Source organism: Bacteroides sp. Phil13 (assembly GCF_001940965.1).
Lineage (GTDB): Bacteria > Bacteroidota > Bacteroidia > Bacteroidales > Bacteroidaceae > Bacteroides > Bacteroides intestinalis.
Map to the genome: position 1 here is coordinate 1 of NZ_MSHA01000103.1, position 21,807 is coordinate 21,807.

A 21,807-nucleotide genomic window follows, 5' to 3' on the forward strand; every position below is an offset into this window, starting at 1 on the left:
AAAAGAGTCGCATAGAGAAAAAAAACATTTAAATATAAAAAAAGGAGATGTGCCTTAGTGTTGACACATCTCCATATTTTATTAAATCTGTTAGCACATCATCCAAATTATCGAGCTACTGGACCTGCTGTTTTTTCATATTTTCCAGTCTCTTCATTATACATGAATGACATAGCATAATTGCCATCACCACGGCCAGAATATATCTTATAGACTACTATATAGCTTAAACCCGGATCCGGTTCAGTAATCCATGATGGCAAAAGAATTTCAGAAATACCAAATGCAAGACGCTCATCCATAATTTCTTGTGTTTCTTCGTCAGTCTTACCATCCAAATATCCATCAATATTATAATAAGCCTTCCAAGTACCATATTTGTTATTGATATTACCATACTTACCAGAAGAACCAAAGTAATATTCTTCCGTAGTAGGATTCTGACTACTCATGAAAGCCGGTTTATTCTCAGCGACCCAATTCACCAACGTCTGGTAATCTTCAGCGGCAAAAGTAATCACATAATTTCCACCCAGTAAACGAAGCAGTGTCCACGTACTACCATCGAAAGAGAGTTCTGCAATCTTCGTAGACACAGCCAAATTCTCAGCAAACGGATCGTATGCAGCCCATGCATTACCATCATACTTATATAGGGCTTTTTCATCAGTGGTTATCTTATTTGCATAATACTTATATGTCACTTCACAAGTAGTCCCTGACTTGGCATAAGCTAATTTTTGTTTCAAGAAAGTAGTTAAATAAAAATCTACATCCATATTTGAATCAAAATTATTATACTTGCCCGGTGTCCCACTTTCAGTGCCCATAGCATCATAATCTTCATTGGTCAACTCATATTTTTTGTCCGGTGTAAAGCTACTGAATTCTTCCCAGTCATTTACTCCCTTCTTATAAGTCTTTACTAAGCTAGAAGTAGTCCCACTTGCATAATATTTATAAGTAATACTAATAATCTTTCCTTCAGCAAGGCTTGCATATTTTTCAGAACAAAATATCTTCAAATAAGCATCAACATCCATACTAGAATCAAAATTATTATATTTTCCTGGTTGCCCCGCATCTGTACCCATCGCATCATAATCCTCAGTCGTCAATTCATAAGAAACATCCGCTGTTACTGGTTCATAATCCACAGTAATGTCACCAAAAAGCACATTAACCTTTGCCATGGAACCTTTATCACAATAAGGATAAATCTTCTTTAGCATACTGTTTAGTTCATTCTGTAGGGCTCCTCTATCTGTGAAATATCCTTCTGCAGGATACTTCCCTGTGAAATCACCCTCATACTGAATAACATCAGTTACAAGGGTATCATCGTATCCATCAAAATACTTGTCATTATAATCGCAACCTACTAAAAGAAGTAGTATTGCAAACAAACTAAATATCATTTTTTTATTCATAATCGTACTTCTTAAAGGTTTAGAATGTGAACTTCAATCTTACGTTATAAGTACGGCCAAAGCCATAGAGCACGCGATATGCAGTTTCCCAGTTACTATCTGATCCATCATAAGCATCAGCAATATACTCCTGATTAAACAGATTATTCACATTACCGCTCAAGGTTGCACGCACTTTACCAAAATCAAAGGTGTATCCAGCATTCAAATCAAATGTACTATAGGAAGGTATTCTCCATGGTTCATTAATTGCTATCTTTGCATTGGGCGCTAATCCACTAGCACTGATAGCATAGTCAGCATAGTTGCGACCAAAGAAATTCCAGTCAAGCCCTACACGTACTCCTTTCATCGGACGTACATTGAGTCCTAAAGCCGCCGTTGTTTGTGCTGCACCACCCACATGAATGTTGTCCATTTTGAAGTTAGCTTTTGCATGATCTGAAGCTCCTATACCAGATGCTATTCCACCATCAAGATCTTTCAACGGTTCACCTGCTGTGTTGTAGAAATAACCATTCGCATCGCAATCCCAACGCCAGTCACCAATAGAGAACATACCAGTAACATCCATCCATTGGAATGGTTTAACAACAAAATCAAGCTCCACACCCATATGGCGTGCATCAACACCTTGCATATTCACTGTCCAACGGTCATTAACAGTTTGCCCACTGTCACCAGTATACTTAAAGTCTTGAGATCTTGTCATTGTTTTATCCATCCACTTCGTATAGTAAGCATTCACATTAGCTGTGAAGAAACGACTACGATACCCATAGCCTAATTCAAAAGAGAAAATTTTTTCGTTCTTGGCATCAGGATTCAAAGCATGGCTATTCTGAGAATTAATGAAAGCTGCATCAAACATTGGAGCACGACTAATATAACCCAAGTTGAAGAATACATTATGATTCTCCGTCAGATTATAGTTTACCCCACCCTTAAGGTTCCAGCCTAGATAGTTGTTTGTATCAGACTTTGCATGTTGTTTGTCATAATAGAAACGATCGTAACGCCAGTAACCTGTATTGGAAACAGAACCTGAAACGAATGCACTCAGCTTATCACGATTGTATTCCAATTGTCCAAATACACCTTCTGACATAACAAAACCGTCATAGTCACGATAAACAACATCACCAACCTGCAATTTCTTATTTTTAAACTCTGCGGTACCAGCTCCCGCATAATTCTCAGCTTTTACATTACCACGATTATAATCTACATAATATGCTCCATTATAAAGATCAACGATCTTGTTTTGGTGCAATCCTTTATAATAACGGAAATCAACACCCCCATAAAAATCTAAATACTCTCCAAACTTTGTTGTATAAGTAGAAAGTAAACCATACCACATATGATTATTCAAGTTCTTACTCATTACCATCTTAGAACCTGTAGTACTTTGTTCATTCATTTCCTGAATCTGATCATAGGCAAATGTTCCATCTGCATTACGGAAAGTCGTATTCACTATACCATTACTTGCACCATACCACATATTTTTATGATCATTATCAGTCTGTCCGCTATATCCGTTGCCACGCCCAATAGACACATATAAAGCCGTACTCAAACTTGATTTCTGATCAATCTGCCACAAGTGGTTCAATGAGATTTGAGGTTTATGGTATTCGTTATACTGAGTCATTTTACGCTCACCATTTTTACCGAAACCATAAGTAGGATTATATTTATAAGGACTATCACTACCCATGTAATTTTTAACTCTTTGCCACTCTTTAATGGTCAACCCATCTTGATTGCTACGTTGATAATGTTTTTGAGGAGCTGCAAAAGCACTAAATGTTAATTGATGGTTATCATTGAAGCGTTTTGCTACACTGATAAAGTAGTTATACCCTTCAAACTCAGTACCCTGAACATAACCATCACCCCATGTTTTACCACCAAGCAAAGTAAATGCCCATCCATCTTTTGACAAGCCAGAGGAAACACTAAACAAAATTTTGTTGTAACCGTCATTACCCATACCGTAGGAAACAAAACCACCTTTCGTAGCCTCTGTGCTTTTAGTTATAACATTGATTGAACCACCCACTGCAGGAGAAGCAACTTTAGAAGCACCCAAACCGCGCTGTACTTGCATTGAGCGGGTAACATCGGACAAACCTGCCCAATTGGACCAATATACCTTATTATTCTCCATACCATTCATTGGTACGCCATTAATCATAACAGCTACATTTTCTTGCTTGAAACCGCGAATTACAGTTTTAGAGTCACCATAACCACCACCGTCTTTCGTACTATATACACCCGGCGTAGATTTTAAGATTTCGGGAAACTCCTGTGTACCCAGCTTTTCTTCGATAAAAATCGGATCTACTGTAGACACGGCAATCGGAGTCTTACGAGCCACAGCCACCGACGAAGTAATCGTAACGTCCGCCAGCATCACTGCATCCGGTTCCATCTTGATAGTACCCAAATCAACAGAAGCTCCCTTCTGTGTTATTTTCTTCTTAAGGTCTTTAAAACCTACATACTTGAACAGCAGTGTTCCACCTTGAGCAACACTTTGCTTAAAATAACCATCAATATCGGTCACCGTACCTTGTGAAGTGCCTTCTACCATAACGGCAGCACCCACCAACGGTTCGCCTGTTTCGGAGTCGACAAGCTGCCCCCTCACTGCTGTCTGAGCAAATGCCGCAGCACTAAATACGGACAGCACTGCCATCAACAGGAAATGAATTAGATGTTTTTTCATACTTCTGTTTTTTGTTAATTAAATGTGTTAATTAGAATTGTTAATTAAGTATTAAATACTGTTTTAAGACGCAAATATAATTAATAAGATTTAGATTTGTATTACATTTCTGCTACAAAATTTTAGGGTATATAGGAGTTATTGAAACTTTTTATAACAAAAAAGCCCTACAAGATTTTTGCAGGGCTTTCTATTTGTCACTAAAATATAATTTATGCTATCAGATTCCTAGCAATTATTAATCATTCATTAGCTTTCTATAACGAACACGGGTAGGTTCTTCTTTTCCTAAACGTTTCTGTTTATTTTCCTCATATTCTGAATAAGAACCTTCGAAATAGAAGACATTGGAGTCTCCTTCGAACGCAAGAATGTGAGTACAAATACGATCGAGGAACCAACGATCGTGACTGATGATTACGGCACATCCGGCAAAATCTTCAAGACCTTCTTCAAGAGCGCGAAGTGTATTCACGTCAATATCATTGGTAGGTTCGTCCAATAACAGTACGTTACCCTCTTCTTTCAATGCCATAGCAAGATGCAGGCGATTGCGTTCACCACCGGAAAGTACGCCACAAAGTTTCTCCTGATCACCACCAGAGAAATTAAAGCGTGACAGGTAAGCACGCGCATTAATATCGCGTCCACCCATACGAATCAGTTCCGTACCACCGGAGATTACCTGATAAACACTTTTATTCGGATCGATGTCACTGTGTTGCTGGTCTACATAAGCCACCTTTACGGTCTCTCCTACTTCAAACTCACCTTTATCTACAGTTTCCAATCCCATAATCAGACGGAACAGCGTAGTTTTACCGGCACCGTTAGGACCGATAACACCAACGATACCATTGGGAGGAAGCATAAAATTGAGATCATCAAACAGTAACTTATCACCATAGGCCTTTGCCACATGTTTTGCTTCGATAACTTTATTACCAAGACGCGGACCATTGGGAATGAAGATTTCCAGTTTCTCTTCCTTCTCCTTGATGTCTTCGTTCATCAATTTATCGTAAGAGTTCAAACGTGCTTTACCTTTCGCCTGACGTGCTTTAGGAGCCATACGCACCCACTCCAATTCACGTTCCAATGTTTTACGGCGCTTACTGGCTGTCTTTTCCTCCATTTCCATACGCTTAGTCTTCTGCTCCAGCCAGCTGGAGTAGTTACCCTTCCAAGGAATACCTTCACCACGGTCTAATTCAAGAATCCAGCCTGCTACATGATCAAGGAAATAACGGTCGTGAGTAACAGCAATTACTGTACCTTCGTATTGTTGTAAATGTTGCTCCAACCAATCGATAGATTCAGCATCAAGGTGGTTGGTAGGCTCATCCAGCAACAGTACGTCAGGCTTCTGCAACAACAAGCGACAGAGTGCCACACGACGGCGTTCACCTCCAGAAAGATGTTCCACGCTTGCATCTTCGGGCGGGCAACGAAGGGCATCCATAGCACGCTCTAATTTACTATCCAGATTCCAGGCATCAGTTGCATCGATAATATCCTGCAACTCTCCCTGACGTGCAAATAGCTTGTCCATCTTATCAGCATCCTCGTAGTATTCAGGCAAACCAAACTTCTGATTGATCTCTTCATACTCAGTCAATGCATCTACAATGGGCTGCACACCTTCCATTACAATCTCTTTTACAGTTTTTGTAGGATCCAGATAAGGCTCCTGAGCCAGATAGCCTACTGAGTAACCCGGTGAAAATACCACTTCGCCCTGATAAGACTTGTCCAACCCGGCGATAATCTTCAGCAAGGTAGATTTACCGGAACCATTCAAACCAATGATACCGATCTTTGCGCCATAGAAGAACGAAAGATAGATGTTCTTCAACACCTGTTTATTGTTCTGCTGAATGGTCTTGTTCAGCCCTACCATAGAAAAGATAATCTTTTTATCGTCAACTGTTGCCATAAAGTTTTAAGTGTATTATATTAATAATGTATTTACTTTAATACTATGCAGCGCTCTTTGCAATCTGCCACAAAACTTTGGCAAAGATAAGAAAAAAAGAGAAATCCTTTTGCTTTTTCAAAAAATGTCTCTATCTTTGCGCCCGCTTAACAGCGATAAAGGTCTGATTCGCTAGCTCAGCAGGTAGAGCACAACACTTTTAATGTTGGGGTCTTGGGTTCGAGCCCCAAGCGGATCACTTAGGAGAAAAGACAATACTCCGCCAAAGTATGACAAAGCTCTCTAAACTAACGGTTTAGGGAGCTTTTTTCTTACCCCATACGGACAGTAAAAAGAACTTCAAAAGCCAATTTCAGACTAATAATCGTTACCAAATCGTTACGGTATTTTGTTACGGAGAAAATCGTAACGATTTTAACGCTAAGTCATTGATATGTCGCATATTGTCACTCGTTAGTCCGCTTCATTCCGAACATAGAAAACTAATTTTGCAAATTAAAAACGTTACGGTATGAAAAGTACATTTAGAATCCTCTTCTATTTAAAGAAGAACGAACCGAAGAAAGACGGAACAGTGACCATTATGGCACGTATCACAGTCGATGGAGAAACCAAGCAATTCAGCACGAAGAAAACAATTCTTCCTGAAGATTGAGATATAACATCAGGTCGTGCAGTTAATAAGAGTGGGAAAAGCACCAGTGCCAAAATTGGAAAATCCGACCTTGCTGCCCTCGACCGCAAGATCCAGCTCTCCCTCAAGCCCGTCAAACAGAATGAAGACAGCAACAGCAAGGACGAGAGCCAAACCGAGAACAAAGGTCACGGCATCACCCCGTCACCGGGCACACCTTCGGCATCACCAACAACGTCCCCCGCATCCGACGGCAAGCCCTACGTCCACCAGCCGCCCGACTTCCTTTCCGCCCCTCCGGAAAAGAAGCCCCCGCACCTGAACCAGCCTCCCGTCAGCTTCAGCATCAAAGATGCCATGAACTCGTTAGGCAGCAAACTCGTCATCGGTGGCATTCCCAAGCCCGGCAACAAGGACGACCCGGACACCGCCCACACTAACAAGCCCAAAGGCTTTAAACTTTAACTAAAAAAAGCCGCTACAACCTGTTAATAATAGCGTAGCGGCTTTACATCTTACTCCAAAATATATTTCCAATTTACTCTGTCTAATAAAAAATCTTCAACCCCTTTCTTATAAACATGTATTTTCCTTTTCTGGCTATGAAACCATGTTTTATCTTCGTATTCTTTATAAAGATTATAAATCTCATAATCAAAAGCTATTCCTTCGGGTGTTTTTTGAAATTCTTCATCTGTAAATGTAACATTTACAAGTTTGGATTTCCCCCAGCATGTAAAATTCGATAAAATAGAATTTATATGTGGGTCGGAGAATGAATATCCCATAGTAATTATAGCTCTACAATCATTGCAATCATTAGTAAATGCATTAAAACCTAAGTTAAAAGGGGTACTAAAGCCTCTTTGGGTTTTTGTATAACCTGTAATGATTGGAGAAAACAATAAAGGCTCATTTGGATTACCTCCATCAGGATTTAATGCTTTTATATATTTAGGAGCTTGGGGATTATAAATTACACTATATTTCATTTTAACAGGATCAATCTCTGTGTCCAAAAATATAGAACCATGCAAATTAAAATGGCTTAAATGTACTTTTCTAAATCTTTGTAAATCATAAATAAATACTTTATTCCCATTTGCTTTGTCTTTTAAAGCTTCATATACTTTAAAATGTGGAGATAGAATTTGAGGAATTAAACGATCGTAGTTTGTAGTATATATTTTAATAGAATATCTTTTGTTCATTAGATAGCTTATGAATTCAATTAAACTTTTGTTTATTCTTTCATTCTTTTTGTCTAAAACATATTTATTATATTCTTTGATTTTATTTAAAACGAGATTTATAAAGTGTTGATAAATACTATGAATATAAATTCTTTGTTCATCTTCATTTTTATCTTTAAAAATTTCAGAAAAAGTTTCTTTCAAATCATAAATCACAGGGGTGAAAGATGTGTTTTTAACAGATTTACCTATGTTTGTAGAAGATATAATATAGTTCATCATAGATTCTATTGCAGCTATGAATGTTTCAAAATTAGCTTCTCCATAATCATAAAAACTATCTAATTTATTAAAGATAAATTCTCCAATAGTTTGCCCATTTATTGAAAAAGTATCATCTTTAATAAATGCTTCTTTAATACTTGATGAACTTAATTTTACCCATGGGAACACAAAGCCTGCTCCTAATAAAATGACTATCTGTTTGTTATTCATATACTTCTTAGGCCTATGCTTATTATATAGTTTCATATTATTTTCTGATTATAATTTACATATAAAGTGTAAAATCTCTAATTATACTACATAACAATAATCCGTTTTACAAAATTTTCCATATTCGTTCATATTCTAATTTCCCCCAATAGTCTTCTTTTATATATGTTTTCATTTTGTTTCTCAATACTTCATCCTTTAAAAGTTCCTTTAATATATCATCTTCACAACGACACAACCATGTTGGTTTTATCATTTGTTTATTTTTAAAATGCAATGGATTTATCAAAAAATTAAAACATTCATTTACTGTACCAAATTGATCTAATATTGGATGTAATTCTTGCTGTTTAGTATCTTTTCTAATAAGAACTAATACAGCACAAACAGTTTCTTCTATTTGTTTGTATTTAGAAACATTGTTAAATGGTTCCTCAATTAGCATAGACAATGTTGCTACATCTAAAATCGGTATTCTGTAATTTGAATGTATAAGAGCTGCATAATACAGGGCATTTAGATTTTCTCTAAACCATAATATAGCTTCTTTCTTAAGATTTTCTGATAATGCCGGATACAATGACGCCAAATAGAAATAATCATCATTAATCTTAATATCATTTAATGATTTTATATTGTCTATAGTTACGTTTTGCGCATTTAGATAGCTACATAAAAGAAATGTAGCATTATTCGAATTATCATCATTATGAACACTCATAATGTTATTTATCAAAAATATAGCATCATTGATTTTGGGCTTATGTTTATATATCAAATTTGTTATATCTTTTCCAAATCTCATAAAATAAGTATTATCCCAAATGTGATTTATGATCGGATATAAATCAGAATAATTAATATTTTCACAATTTGATTTATTAATTATGCTGATGATATTTTGTATAATATTGCAAACAGAATCTCTATTAATAATTAAATAGTTCATACTATTATTATTATTGATACTCTCGTTTGCATTCCTTATAATTGAATTTATAAAAGAACAGCCATTTTCACTCAATATTATGTTTTCTATATTATAGCGTTTGTAAATTTTCAATAGATTTTCGTTTTGAATATGAAAAATAAGTATAAGTAGATGTTCTTTACTTAATTCGTCTATTTTGGTTTGGCCAAAGAACCTATCCCCATTTGATTTTGTCACATTACTGATAAGTATGCCTGCTGCTACATTATAATATATGTCTTTAGAATAATTATTATTGTCGCAAATAATAAAATTCTCATTACAAAAATCTAATTCCTGATATGATTTATGTTCCAAAAGAAATATTTTGCTATTTGAGGAAAAACCACCTTTTTCAGCAGAAACTCTTTGGCCGGATAAATCTTCTTTTAAAATATCACTTTCAACTAAATTTATACTGTGAAAACGATACGAAAGCAAATCTTCAAGAACATGTTTAATCGATTTATCTATTGGAAGTTTTATTAAAACATCCTGCAAATCAATCCTCTCAATATCTTTTACAATTTTTTCATGATCAATATCACTTCTATTCATCAATTGAATTTTTATACCGTATCTTATTGCATGAATATTATGCATACAAATAAAGTACAAAATATATCTTTGTTTCTTCCAATTTTCATTGGCTAAATCTTTGTACATCAGATAAGCTTGATAATAATCACCTAATTTATATAGCAAATATGGCAATTCCAAATCTTCGATATTATATTTCTTTACTTGATGCCTTATTTTTTTAAGTAATTGGATAAATTAATATAGTCGAGCTCATAAAAAAGTTCTATACCTGTTGTTGTAGGGAATAACTTTTTCAATTTTCTATAAAATGTTGTATTTACAATTTTAAGATTGTCTATTTTGAATATTCTATTTAAGTAAGCTTGCTTCCTTAAATAGAATATTTTACCATTATATTTATTGATGAATTCTTTTCTTCCTGTATATGTTTGTAATTTTTTTGTTAGATTCTTTATATATGGTGAGTGTATTTGTAGTCCACTTGAATGATAATTCCAAAAGGAAATTTCTTCTTCTGGAAAAATATATTTTAGTCCATTTCCTAAAACTTTAATTTCATCTTCATATGATTTAATACGTTTATATAAATAATCAATCAAATCGTTTTCTTGTCTATATTGTTTTATTAAAACCAATTGTTTATATAAAGCAATACCATATTGTGAAGTCAATCCTATATCATCTATATTAATTGATTGCATTTTTATTTTTTCATTTACAAATTCGGGAGTTAGTTCAACAATATTAATTCCTTTTTTTTCATAATAGTTTCTTTGTATTGAATCTATATCTTTATTAGTCAACAAGTAGATACGTTGCATATTTTCTTTTAGAATATTGCTTACGCTATTTAACAATATCTTAAGATTCATATCATTGAAAGAGAAACCAATAAATAAGATTAATTTTGATGCAAAAAGTGACTTTACAAAAGCATTGATTAATGGAAAGTTATTATTATAATTATAATAATCATTTTCCGTTAAAACAATATTCCCAACATTAAAATCTCCATGCATCTTAATAAGCATATTTTGATATTGAGTATATGGCAAATCTTCATCTTTCCTTATTATGTGATATTGCATAAACTTTTGTTCTATATTTTGCTCTATTAGATCATCATAATTAGTAGTTATTATGTGACAAGGAGCTAATTCTAATATAGCATCATGAATTGGATTAGGAGCAATTTTTCCATGCAATAACAACTCTTTTATTTTCTCGATATATTCTTTATAACCTCTTGAATCTTTATACAATTGTGCGATTTTCAAATCATCCGTTTCATTTTTCAAAGAATCTGGTAATTCTTTTTTAAGTCCTTGAATTAATTCACTCCACATAGGTACACCGGAATTCGCAGACACACCTGCACCCACAAACATAACGAGCTTACCCTGTTTACTTGCTTCTTGTATATGCAATATATTTGACAATTGTATATTTTCCATATAAAAATAAGATATTAATTATATGAATCTGTTTAACTCTTCTACCAACAAATAAACAGTAGTGGAAGACTCTTGTTGTGCCGGGTTATTCCCATCAAATTGTTTCATGATAGTTTTAGCATGATTAATAGCTTGTTCTTGTTTAGGGAATAAAGCATTAAACATTTTAAAGCTTACACCCGACTTCTTTGTATAAGCAAATCCGAGCAAAGTACTCAACATTTTTTCATATCTGGAACGATGCAAAGCCCCTTGATACAGATTAAAGTGAAGTAAGAACCAAAATTCAAAGGCCTGATTACTATAAGCCACCTCAAAACCATTTTGGCGTGCTAATAGTATAGCAGAGTTAAAGTCATTTTCTGGAAAATCATCTTTGTCAAAGACCACCCAATTCTGATTGTATGTCCTTCCTTTTTGCCTTTCCTGCTCTTTTATATTGATAGCTTTCTGTACTAATGCTAATGTTCCCATGCCTTGACCGATAGCTTTCACATTGGCAGAAGTCAAGCGGAAAGCATTAAAATAGTCCGGCTCAGTATTAACCCCTTCGCAAATAATCAGAAATGTTTGTTTCACTTCACGCACACCACTGATACGGGTTATTTTTCTTTCGATACGCGGATTTATATTTTTCCTTTTTGTAGCCGCCATAGTTTATTTTTCTTGCGTATTAAACAAACGGGTTAAATCTCCGACAATTGGAATAGCTCCGTACTTTCCGGATAAGTAATCTTTTTCAAACGAAGCATCATTACGAACTTTATACTCTGCTAATGAATAAAGTTCGGTTGCCCCATAACGGTCTTTTTGTGTGAACCAAATCTGATCCCGTCGGAATATATTAGCACTCAACAAATTAGTATCGTGAGTAGTGAAAATCAATTGAGCATTTTTCGGATTTGTTTCTTTTGAATTAAACAAGGCAATAATTCTACACGTAAGAAGTGGATGCATCTTAGAATCAAATTCATCTATAATCAGACGCTTTCCATTATCCAAAGCATCAATAATAGGATATGCTAAAGAAAAATACTTTATTGTACCTTCCGATTCATTTTTCCTGAATGGGAAAGTAACAGCTTTGACTTCATTACCTTCATCATCGTACTGCGTATGCGTACTGACAATAGTATTATCAATTTTTTCAATATTCTCAATACCTAAATCAGCATAGCGTGAAAACTCTACAATTCTCTGTTTCATTTTGATGTCATCCAGTTGGATAGTGGCGGTATTCCATATCTTCTCATCATTAGAACCAGAAATAATAGTGGTATCGTTCAACCATTTCATTATCTCCACTGCTGTCGGATCATTAAATTGTGCCGCAACAGAAAGCAATAATGCATTCGCTCTCACCATTCGTTTACCTGCAAGCTCTTTACCAACGACAAACTTGGTATGAATATCGAAGCTATCTTTTTCCCGGTAGAATAGTTCCACCTCCTTAGCCCTCTTTTTATTAACTTTTTGATAGAGCCATTCCGAATGTACCAAAGAATTATCAGCTTCAAATCCATAACGATATTGATTATCTTCATCACAGAATATGGCTTCAAAATAACTTGGTTCACCCGCAGTAAGCGAGTTTAACCGGAAACTTTCTATATTAACACGTTCCCCTGCCTGAATATCTTTCGACGAATTTATCACATACCACTTAAAAAACTCAAAAGCCTTAATGAAATTGGATTTACCGGATGCATTGGCACCATAAACCACCGCACTCTTCATTAACGATAATCCGGCAGTCCCTACACTAAAGATTATATCTTCAGCCGGAACCTGTACTTCTTTCAAAGCCGATGCCGCTAATGACAATATAGATTGTTCTTTGAAAGATAGAAAATTTCCTATTGTAAATTGAATAACCATACTTTAATTGCTTTATTCGAGATTTTATCACAAATATAGCTTTTATTTTTCAAAAAAGGACACCTGTCAGATGAATTATATTATTTTATGCCTAACAACATGTATTCCTACTTTCATTTTCAAATTTTCGGCAGTATTTACCTGTTACTGCCAAAACTTTGAAAAAATATCCCATCCTATCATCACGACAGTACGGGATACACACACAACGTCAGGTTATCGGCTAAATCTGCTTAAATGGAAATTATAACAACCTAAATATCTTCTGTTACTTCGTTCTCACCATCGGACAACATACCATCCTCTGTACGTTCATCTTCCTTACATTCTTTCGTTTTGCCTTTCCCTACATTCTCCCCATCGAAATACCTCCGTATAAACTCGTGCAAGTCCTTCTCCCTATAATACGTCTTATGCAGGATCGTATGATACTTCAACCCATTATCCCTATACCGTTGCAGTGTCCGTTTGCTGATGTTCAGCAGCAGGCAAACGTCCTGGTTATCGTACAGCCGTTCCCCGTTCAGGTAATTTTGCGGCTTCTTGTCCTTCTTGTCCAGTGCACCTACAACTCTTTCCACTTGTTCGAGCAACCGTTCCATATACGCCTCGAATGTTTCTTTATCCAATGGTATCATAAGCCCGCCTATTTTAAGTTCCCGATGATATAATAACTCTGGTTCGACGGGTCTTTCCGTATGATTTCCTTTTCCCGCATGAACTTGATATAACTTTTCGCCGTGCGTTCCTTCACGTCCAGTATCGCTTGAATCTGTTCCGCTAAATCCACATAAGTAATAAAGTCCTGCCGTCCGAAAATATCCCGTGCCACCGCCACGAGTTCATCCTCTTTCCGCTTCTCCTTTTCCTCTTTCGGCTTTTCCCCCAGATACACGTGCATCCCGGCATCCTTATCCCATGCAAACTACATGATAGGCACATCCAGCGGGCTACCGTCACGCACCTTCAGCGCCTTCACCACCGACACCGACGGATCAGTATCTTTCTCTATCGAGAGGATAGCCGCCGCCTTTCGTTGCAACTCACTACCCAGATGCCCGCGCAACTTCAGCCCCGAAGGAATAAAATGCAGGATAGTAACGATACAAGTATTGTAAATCCCCGCCAGCCGGTACAATTCCTCCACCACGGCAATACTTTCCGTTTCATCATTCGCACCCTTTATCAAGTCCGCAATCCCGTCAATCACCACCATGTGAATCCCCCGGAACTGATAATGAAACTTATCCATGCTTTGGATAATCGCCTGCAAACGCTCTTTCCGGCTCATTCCCGTCAGGCAATACGTTTTCAGGTATTCCGGCATCGTTTCCCGTCCGCAACGCCTTAAAAGGTTTGTAATGTTCTTGTACGTCTGCACCTCCGACTGTTCCGTATCATAAAACAGAATCGCCTTTCGCTTGCTGTTTTCACAAACCGACACCCCCAACGTATCCATCACCTTATCCTTATTCTTATCGGATTGTCCGATGGCACCGGCTATCAATGCCGTCACATAATTACTTTTTCCGGTTCCCTCACCACCGGTAATACAGAGGATATTCCCTTGCGTGCTTAACGGCACATCATTCACCGACACAACCATTTGTGCCACGGGCGGCGGATTATTAAAATCCACCTCACAAGATTTCAGAGCAGACATAGTTTCGCTGTATATTGTATCCAGATAATCCAGAAATAGTTTAATCAAATCCTCCCGGCTGTTTCCCAAACGGAAAAAGTCCGAAATATCCTTTTCCACCTTCGTTCCCGCCAGTGGCAGCAACAATCGTTTCACCCCATAGTTCTTCAACGCCAGTTCTTGTTTTGCCGAACTGTCCAGCCCCGCTTTATCCACATCATAGAGCAGGACAATATGTTTGAACCGGAAAGAGAGCCTATGAATAATCCCCACGGGAATAGTCACCGTTTCCGAATTGAAGCAGATAGCATGAAACCCGTGAACCGTCAGGCTCATCACGTCCTTCTCACCACCCGTAATAAAGAGCAAATCCCCCTTAGCAGGCAACTGTTCCAGCCCAAAGCAGTAATTTTCCCCAAAATCCCCGGCATATAAAAAGCGCATCTCCGAGTGCGGGCGGTACACCTTCACATATTGCTTTGCAGTATATCCGAATACCGGTTCTTTATCCGTCGCCACAATGCTGAACGGTTTCCCTTCGTTATTCTCGCTGCTGAACTTCTTCAACGAAACCACCCGGAACAATTTCAGCACCTCTTGCGTGATACCACTTTCTCCCCAAAAGGCAAGTTCCGCAGCCGTAAAGCTCTTTTTTCGGTACATGTGTAACTTCCGCAATCACCGGAACAGATGTAGTAGAGGAAATTCTCATTTCGAACTTGTCAGATAAGCCCAAGTGCATATCCCGATCAATGATAGCCAGTATTTGCACAAAGTCTTTAGGTTCTTTACAATTCAGTCCGTTTAGCTTGCCGACCAACGCAAAACAGTCCCCCGAATAATCATCATTTCCGAAATCCTTCATTTTGTACATTCCGTTTCTCCGGTCAAAATACACATTACACGAAGCCTTGCTATCTTTGTACAGCGGATTTAAGAAATTACGTCCGAGTTTAAAAGAGAAAGGGATATAATACTTGAAAACCGCCAACCCCTTATCCGTTAGCAGAAGAATATCCTCTTTATCCATTCTCGTTATCATTCAAGAAATAATTCCTCCGAAAATTCTCCCTATCCTGTGGTTTGCATTTGATGATGCGTTCATTCAGTCCCCGTTCTATTTCCGAAAGTTTATAAAGGCACCGTCCTCTTAGCATAGAGTAACTTATCAGGTTTTCGTTTCTCAATCGTTGTAATGTGCGTGTACTTATATTAAGGGCATCCGCCACCTGATTACTATCCAGCCACACCTCATTTTCCTCTTTGGGCATAACCTGTGCCTTTGCCACGAAGTCGGTAATTCATTGAATTTTCCCGACAAGGTCTTTATACACCTTGCTATCCATTGTTATTACTTCCATATTACAGTTATCATTTTAATTTGCTGCAAAGTTCATCCAATAGTGCCGGAGCATTTGCCAACTTGTTACCAACTTGGCATAACTTTTCAAGAAATACCTAATAAATTTAACCTAATAACCATCTTTTCAATATCTTCGCATTTTGGAATTACCGTATGACTATAAATTAATTAAAGAAAATATGTGGACGCCTTACAAAGATTTAGAGACAATAGAGGATATTATGCCGTTATTAGAAGATAACAATAAACTTATAATACCAATATGCGATTCAATTACAACACTTATAGATAAATGTATTGATCCTTATGAAAACGAATATATCTGTGTTGATCGAGATAGAGCAACCGTTATAGGTTTGTTTACAAAAATATTTAAATGTTATCAAGATGGTCTTACCGCATATAAAAATAATAAATTTGAAATATGTATCATACATCAAAGAATCATCTATGAAGCATACATTAAATTCCTCTATTTAATGAAACATGGAAAAACAGTACAAAGACAATACCGCTTAATATCCTATAAAAACAGATATGAATTTTACAAAACATACCCAGAAACCTGTATAGAAGATCACGGATACTTTCACGTTAGGAATACAAAGTTTTTAGAGTTATTAAAGGCAGATGGCTTTACCATCGAAGATTTGGAAAATAATAAGAAATGGAAACTTGACGGAAAATCATTTAAACAGTTACAACAAGAATTGGATAATGAAGAACTATATTCCTCTGTCTATGGTATGGCTTCTGATCCGATACATTCTGATTGGGGAGAAATTAGTCAATTACATTTAATAGCAAATGATGAAGAAGGTGTGATGTGCGCAAATAAAGATTATAATTCATCCCATTACAGATATATAATTCCCTTCGTCATGATTCCTATTGATGCTGCAATTGCCTATATCCAATGGATTAAAGAAGAATTAGAGATAACTCTTCTGGAGAATTTGCTACCCACTTTTTATGATATTAAAAGAGTTCTAAATATTATTGCTAAGCAAATATTTATCGAATATCAAGGAGAGAAGTATTTATATGAATGATCCCTGCTTTCATAGTCTGGTGCAAGGTGCAAGCCTATACTTATATATAGGCTCGCACCTTGCACCGGAAAAATATTTTTATCTATTTAATACTCAAATAGTTTGGTAGATTAAAAGGAAAGTTGTAGTTTTGAACCCGGAAAGTTAAGCAGACACAACGGTGTCATAAGCAGACAAATCAACATTTTGGAAATCGTTACTAAATCGTTACGGTACGATTTTAGTAGTTTAGAAAGCATTTGTGTTTCAAACACATACAGCCATAAAGTGAAAATCCCAAGCGGATCACACAAAAGGAACTTTGAAAGTTCCTTTTTTTTATTCAAAGAAGGCTAAAGCATCTGATTGATAGCTCCTTACAAATCAAAACACAAAGAAGACTTTAACTAAATAACTATATCTAAACCATTCGTTATGAAGAGAAAATTACTATTGCTGGCCCTTTTGGCCTTATCCTTATCTGCCGTTCAGGCTCAAACCAAACTCAAATGGAACGCTTTGTATTGGGCTATGGGTGTAGTGAACATGTCAGCAGAAACCAAACTTACAGATAAGTGGACATTCAATGGAGATGCCGTATACTCACCCTGGAAAAGCATCGAGGGCAACCCTATGAGATTCGGCCAATTAATTGTAGAAGGCAGATATTACCCTAAAGGAGCATTCAACGGACTCTATGTAGGAGGATATGGCAGTTATCACAGACTGTTTAAATTCACAAAATGGAATTATATCAATCATGATAAATATCAAAAAGGCAATGGCATGTCTTTCGGAGCAACTTTAGGCTATCAAATTAAAATAAACGACCGTTGGGCAGTAGACCTTTTCGCAAGCTATGGATGGCAACATTCCAGATATAAAGGTTATATAAAATCTACCGGAGAAATGTATGTGGGCAAAAATGCCAGCGCCGAATGGTTACCCTACAAATTAGGTGCATCTTTTGTTTACCGACTGGTAAAATAATTCTAAATATCATTAAATAAGCACGTACCTGATTATCTTTATCAGTACATTTGATTGTTACCCATATATATAATCCATAAAATATAAGTATGTATGAAAGCAATCCGAATTATTTTTTCCTTATTGCTGATTATGGCAATCAGTATACCGACTCTTTCTGCACAAACTAAGAAAGAAAAGAAAGAGCTAAAGAAACAAGCGGTTGAAAAACTCATCACATCCGGGAAATATAAAATAGATGTGAACCGGGCACTTCCTGCAAGGGGACGGTCCGTGATGCTGACTTCTCCATATTCTATAGAAATCAGAAACGATTCCATCATATCCCATCTACCTTATTATGGAAGGGCCTATTCAATTCCTTATGGTGGCGGAGAAGGGCTTAACTTCAAAGCTCCACTTACCGACTATAAACTGGATTGGGATAAGAAAGGAACAGCAAAAATTAAATTCACGGCACGGAGCACGGAAGATAAATTCAATTTTGATATCGATATTTTTAGCAACGGCTCCTCTACCATATTCGTAAACATGCAAAACCGCCAGTCCATCAACTTTCAGGGAGAAGTAGATATGACGGAAAAAGAAATGGAAAAATAAGGTATATAACCTGCCAATGATTACCTTTGTGCAATGACATCCTAAATTTATGTACAAAGAATACCCACCATGCAGTCTGCTCTCCCCCTATATTGACAAATATTGGGAATTTAAAGGCAATCCTGAATATGGAATGCGCATCAACATACTTCCCGACGGATGCACGGATTTTATCTTCACCCTTGGAGAGGCTACACAGACGGTAGATGGCAGGCTAACCATGAAACCTTACCGTTCCTACTTCATTGGACCGATGAATAGTTACTCGGAACTGGTAGCTTATGCGGAAACCATTCATATGCTGGGAGTCCGTTTTCTACCTTCCGGATTATCACGTTTCATACAATTACCCCTGCACGAACTTACCAATCAAAGAATCTGTGCTGATGAAGTAACTAACTTCTTCGATGCCTCGTTTGCAGAAAGACTATGTGAAGAGGATAACTTTGGAGACAGAATAAAGATAATAGAAGAATTATTCATCAAGTCTTTATACAAATATGATCTACAGACGGACCCACAGATTGCGTTTGCCATAGAACAAATAAACCGTCATCAGGGAAAACTCCCGGTACAATCATTAGTGGAAGATATTTGTCTCTGCCAACGACAATTCGAACGTAAATTCAAAATGAATACAGGATATACTCCCAAAATATACAGCAGAATTATGCAATTCAAGAATGCGGTAGATCTATTGAGGAGTGCTACCTGCGATAACCTGTTATCTACTGCTGTTCATGCAGGATACTATGATGTCCCCCATCTTTCAAGAGAAATAAAAAGAATGTCAGGTAATACCCCCTACTCTTTTCTGGCCCTTCCTTCGCCGGAAGAAGAAGTCACGCTGACTTACGTAGAAGCGTAAATGTCGTTTTTATACAATGAAGGAATATCTCCGGCTACTTATATTTGCACCATTCAATTAACAAAACAGATTAAAAAGATGGAAACACTTGAAAAGAAAGCCGCAGAAATGCTTCAAAAGAGCGAAGTAGTAGTTCTTACCTCTATTAACCAAGAGGGATATCCCCGCCCTGTACCAATGAGTATGGTTAAAGCCGAAGGTATTTCAACCGTTTGGATGTCAACCGGAAACGACTCATGGAAAACAGTTGATTTTCGAAAGAATCCGAAAGGTGGTTTATGTTTCTATGCCCAGGGAGACAGTGTTTGCATGACCGGTGATGTAGAAGTTATCACAGATGCAGACATCAAACAAGAACTTTGGCAAGACTGGTTCATCAACCATTTTCCCGGCGGCCCGACTGACCCGAACTATGTCATATTAAAGTTCAAGGCTAACCATGCCACTTACTGGATAGAGGGAAAGTTCATCCACAGAAAAGTTTAATGAGTATTAAGCTGTGTTCAATAAAAAGATAATCTATCGGAAATTAACTCAATAAAGAATATAAATTCATATATTTGCGTTTACTATAAAACGAACTTATATATGAAAATCAAAACTTTATTATTCCTGTTCATCTGTCTCTCTTTAAGTGCCTGCAAGGATGATGACGATCCAAGTGGTAACAGTGATCGTCCTGATACGCAGGCATGGATAGAGGATACCATGCGCGAACATTACTATTGGTACAATGAAATACCGGTAGCCGGCAAGCTGAATTATGCGAATGATCCGGAAACTTTCTTTTATTCATTACTGTCTGATAAAGACGGGAAAGTTCGTGAAAGCAAACACCAATATTTCTCCTATATCAAAGAACTCACAGGAGGAAATACGCGTAGTACGATAAATGAAGAGTATTCATACGGTTTTGAATTTACAGGTATTTATGCTGATAAAACACATCAGGATATACTTGCGCTCGTACTATATGTAGTAAAAGGTTCGCCGGCTGATGATGCCGGATTGCAACGAGGCGACTGGATTACAGAAATCAATGATGCTCCAGTTACAGATGCTAATTTTGCATCATTATCCGGTGGCGAAGCCTGTTCATTAACAATAGCCAAATGGGACCCGGCAACAAAGAAGTTTGTGATTCAGAATGAAAAAATAAATTTAGCATCAGCCCGGAAAGTTGAAGATGATCCGGTATATACATGGAATGTCATCGAAAGTCCGGTCAAAAATAAAAAAGTAGGTTATCTGCTTTACAACCATTTCACTGCAGGGAAAAGCGATGATGACACGTCTTACGACGACCATTTAAAATCTCTTTCAGGCTCTGACTTTAACGGAGTGGATGAATTTGTCTTGGATTTACGGTACAACAATGGTGGAGCATTATCTTCCGGTATCTTATTATGTACCATTCTCCAACCAGGAAATCAAGTTGGCAACAAATTAGGTTACCTACAATACAATGATAAACAAAAAAACAAAAAGGTCCAATTTAATACAAACAAGAGTTTGCTCGGATCAAACGGGAAAAACCTGAACCTAAAAACACTGTATGTATTAGTAAGTAGTTCCAGTGCATCCGCTTCGGAAATGGTGATCAACTCATTGGAACCTTTTATGAATGTTGTGGTAATTGGAGAAACAACTGTAGGTAAAAACGTCGGTTCACTGGAATATACAAGCGACGACAAAAAGTGGGAGATGCACCCTATTGTTTGTCAAATATACAATTCAGTAGACTTTACTGATTATGCTGATGGAATAGCGCCGGATGTACAACTTGACGAAGCATTCACATACGTTGATGCTCAAACTGTATCTCCCATTGAAATGTTTCCTTTAGGAGATCCGAATGAACACTTATTTAAAGCTGCCATAGACCTGATTGACGGAAAAACCACCCTCACCCGGAGTATAGATGCACCGGGCACAGTCGCTTACAAAAAGGTTCCCGGTAACTCAATAGACAGAAAAGCAACCGGCAGTGTGATTATTAACAAATAATCCGTAAATTTGCAGTCCGAAATTTACAGACTG

At 36.9% G+C, this 21,807-nt stretch carries 17 protein-coding genes, 1 tRNA gene and 2 pseudogenes; 8 read left to right on the forward strand and 12 right to left on the reverse strand.

Features of this window, described 5'->3' with window-relative positions; genetic code table 11:
- Nucleotides 1-107: 107 nt before the first annotated feature.
- The 3 genes from BWI44_RS20160 to ettA all read right to left on the reverse strand — a co-directional run bounded on the left by BWI44_RS20160 (nt 108) and on the right by ettA (nt 6,106).
- A complete protein-coding gene (locus BWI44_RS20160; RefSeq protein WP_138292575.1) occupies nt 108-1,430 on the reverse strand; it encodes a hypothetical protein in 1,323 nt (440 codons plus the stop codon).
- Nucleotides 1,431-1,449: 19 nt separating this feature from the next.
- Nucleotides 1,450-4,170: a TonB-dependent receptor gene (locus BWI44_RS20165; RefSeq protein WP_138292574.1), complete on the reverse strand. Its 2,721-nt coding sequence runs from the start codon at nt 4,168-4,170 to the stop codon at nt 1,450-1,452.
- Nucleotides 4,171-4,408: 238 nt separating this feature from the next.
- Nucleotides 4,409-6,106 carry an energy-dependent translational throttle protein EttA gene (gene ettA / locus BWI44_RS20170; RefSeq protein ID WP_117692598.1) on the reverse strand — a complete coding sequence of 566 codons (1,698 nt, stop codon included), beginning with the start codon at nt 6,104-6,106 and terminating at the stop codon, nt 4,409-4,411.
- Nucleotides 6,107-6,271: 165 nt separating this feature from the next.
- Here ettA and BWI44_RS20175 point away from each other — a divergent pair.
- A tRNA-Lys gene (locus tag BWI44_RS20175) sits at nt 6,272-6,344 on the forward strand.
- 273 nt (nt 6,345-6,617) lie between these two features.
- Nucleotides 6,618-6,758, forward strand: a pseudogene (locus BWI44_RS20180) (Arm DNA-binding domain-containing protein); the annotation flags it as partial.
- Between the two features lie 242 nt (nt 6,759-7,000).
- Here the strand turns inward: BWI44_RS20180 and BWI44_RS20185 are convergent.
- From BWI44_RS20185 to BWI44_RS20225, 9 genes and pseudogenes are all read right to left on the reverse strand, one after another.
- Nucleotides 7,001-7,135, reverse strand: a complete 135-nt coding sequence (locus BWI44_RS20185; RefSeq protein WP_259341428.1) for a hypothetical protein — start codon at nt 7,133-7,135, stop codon at nt 7,001-7,003.
- A 120-nt stretch (nt 7,136-7,255) separates the two neighbouring features.
- Nucleotides 7,256-8,464 (reverse strand): SIR2 family protein, encoded by a 1,209-nt coding sequence (locus BWI44_RS20190; protein WP_117692602.1) that lies wholly within the window; start codon nt 8,462-8,464, stop codon nt 7,256-7,258.
- Nucleotides 8,465-8,534: 70 nt separating this feature from the next.
- Nucleotides 8,535-9,956 carry a hypothetical protein gene (locus tag BWI44_RS20195; RefSeq protein WP_195209196.1) on the reverse strand — a complete coding sequence of 474 codons (1,422 nt, stop codon included), beginning with the start codon at nt 9,954-9,956 and terminating at the stop codon, nt 8,535-8,537.
- A 194-nt stretch (nt 9,957-10,150) separates the two neighbouring features.
- Nucleotides 10,151-11,395 carry an SIR2 family protein gene (locus BWI44_RS20200; RefSeq protein ID WP_195209195.1) on the reverse strand — a complete coding sequence of 415 codons (1,245 nt, stop codon included), beginning with the start codon at nt 11,393-11,395 and terminating at the stop codon, nt 10,151-10,153.
- Between the two features lie 18 nt (nt 11,396-11,413).
- Nucleotides 11,414-12,049, reverse strand: a complete 636-nt coding sequence (locus BWI44_RS20205) for an RloB family protein (RefSeq protein WP_005805535.1) — start codon at nt 12,047-12,049, stop codon at nt 11,414-11,416.
- A 3-nt stretch (nt 12,050-12,052) separates the two neighbouring features.
- Nucleotides 12,053-13,273 (reverse strand): AAA family ATPase, encoded by a 1,221-nt coding sequence (locus BWI44_RS20210; RefSeq protein ID WP_007663422.1) that lies wholly within the window; start codon nt 13,271-13,273, stop codon nt 12,053-12,055.
- A gap of 254 nt (nt 13,274-13,527) precedes the next feature.
- The gene (locus BWI44_RS20215) at nt 13,528-13,911 is read right to left on the reverse strand and encodes a helix-turn-helix domain-containing protein (RefSeq protein WP_070100918.1); all 384 of its coding nucleotides are present in this window, start codon (nt 13,909-13,911) and stop codon (nt 13,528-13,530) included.
- A gap of 8 nt (nt 13,912-13,919) precedes the next feature.
- Nucleotides 13,920-15,945 (reverse strand): annotated as a pseudogene (locus BWI44_RS20220) (toprim domain-containing protein).
- A complete protein-coding gene (locus BWI44_RS20225) occupies nt 15,938-16,216 on the reverse strand; it encodes a helix-turn-helix domain-containing protein (RefSeq protein ID WP_286816450.1) in 279 nt (92 codons plus the stop codon). Before BWI44_RS20225 ends, BWI44_RS20220 begins: the two are co-directional and overlap by 8 nt.
- Nucleotides 16,217-16,418: 202 nt before the next feature.
- On the opposite strand from BWI44_RS20225, the gene BWI44_RS20230 reads away from it, so the two are divergent.
- The 6 genes from BWI44_RS20230 to BWI44_RS20255 all read left to right on the forward strand — a co-directional run bounded on the left by BWI44_RS20230 (nt 16,419) and on the right by BWI44_RS20255 (nt 21,774).
- Nucleotides 16,419-17,330, forward strand: coding sequence for a DUF5677 domain-containing protein (locus tag BWI44_RS20230; RefSeq protein ID WP_195209194.1), 912 nt, complete (start codon nt 16,419-16,421; stop codon nt 17,328-17,330).
- Between the two features lie 414 nt (nt 17,331-17,744).
- Nucleotides 17,745-18,299: a DUF3575 domain-containing protein gene (locus BWI44_RS20235; RefSeq protein ID WP_115501794.1), complete on the forward strand. Its 555-nt coding sequence runs from the start codon at nt 17,745-17,747 to the stop codon at nt 18,297-18,299.
- 93 nt (nt 18,300-18,392) lie between these two features.
- A complete protein-coding gene (locus BWI44_RS20240; RefSeq protein ID WP_195209193.1) occupies nt 18,393-18,899 on the forward strand; it encodes a DUF4251 domain-containing protein in 507 nt (168 codons plus the stop codon).
- A 49-nt stretch (nt 18,900-18,948) separates the two neighbouring features.
- Nucleotides 18,949-19,767, forward strand: coding sequence for an AraC family transcriptional regulator (locus tag BWI44_RS20245; protein WP_007663441.1), 819 nt, complete (start codon nt 18,949-18,951; stop codon nt 19,765-19,767).
- Nucleotides 19,768-19,845: 78 nt separating this feature from the next.
- A complete protein-coding gene (locus BWI44_RS20250) occupies nt 19,846-20,253 on the forward strand; it encodes a pyridoxamine 5'-phosphate oxidase family protein (protein WP_021967793.1) in 408 nt (135 codons plus the stop codon).
- Nucleotides 20,254-20,355: 102 nt separating this feature from the next.
- A complete protein-coding gene (locus BWI44_RS20255; protein ID WP_195209192.1) occupies nt 20,356-21,774 on the forward strand; it encodes a S41 family peptidase in 1,419 nt (472 codons plus the stop codon).
- Nucleotides 21,775-21,807: the final 33 nt, after the last annotated feature.

Coding starts and splice junctions, on each gene's coding strand:
- BWI44_RS20160 (WP_138292575.1), bottom strand. CDS start 1,430: ATGAATAAAAAAATGATATTTAGTTTGTTTGCAATACTACTTCTTTTA.
- BWI44_RS20165 (WP_138292574.1), bottom strand. CDS start 4,170: ATGAAAAAACATCTAATTCATTTCCTGTTGATGGCAGTGCTGTCCGTA.
- ettA (WP_117692598.1), bottom strand. CDS start 6,106: ATGGCAACAGTTGACGATAAAAAGATTATCTTTTCTATGGTAGGGCTG.
- BWI44_RS20185 (WP_259341428.1), bottom strand. CDS start 7,135: ATGCCACCGATGACGAGTTTGCTGCCTAACGAGTTCATGGCATCTTTG.
- BWI44_RS20190 (WP_117692602.1), bottom strand. CDS start 8,464: ATGAAACTATATAATAAGCATAGGCCTAAGAAGTATATGAATAACAAA.
- BWI44_RS20195 (WP_195209196.1), bottom strand. CDS start 9,956: ATGAATAGAAGTGATATTGATCATGAAAAAATTGTAAAAGATATTGAG.
- BWI44_RS20200 (WP_195209195.1), bottom strand. CDS start 11,395: ATGGAAAATATACAATTGTCAAATATATTGCATATACAAGAAGCAAGT.
- BWI44_RS20205 (WP_005805535.1), bottom strand. CDS start 12,049: ATGGCGGCTACAAAAAGGAAAAATATAAATCCGCGTATCGAAAGAAAA.
- BWI44_RS20210 (WP_007663422.1), bottom strand. CDS start 13,273: ATGGTTATTCAATTTACAATAGGAAATTTTCTATCTTTCAAAGAACAA.
- BWI44_RS20215 (WP_070100918.1), bottom strand. CDS start 13,911: ATGATACCATTGGATAAAGAAACATTCGAGGCGTATATGGAACGGTTG.
- BWI44_RS20235 (WP_115501794.1), top strand. CDS start 17,745: ATGAAGAGAAAATTACTATTGCTGGCCCTTTTGGCCTTATCCTTATCT.
- BWI44_RS20240 (WP_195209193.1), top strand. CDS start 18,393: ATGAAAGCAATCCGAATTATTTTTTCCTTATTGCTGATTATGGCAATC.
- BWI44_RS20245 (WP_007663441.1), top strand. CDS start 18,949: ATGTACAAAGAATACCCACCATGCAGTCTGCTCTCCCCCTATATTGAC.
- BWI44_RS20250 (WP_021967793.1), top strand. CDS start 19,846: ATGGAAACACTTGAAAAGAAAGCCGCAGAAATGCTTCAAAAGAGCGAA.
- BWI44_RS20255 (WP_195209192.1), top strand. CDS start 20,356: ATGAAAATCAAAACTTTATTATTCCTGTTCATCTGTCTCTCTTTAAGT.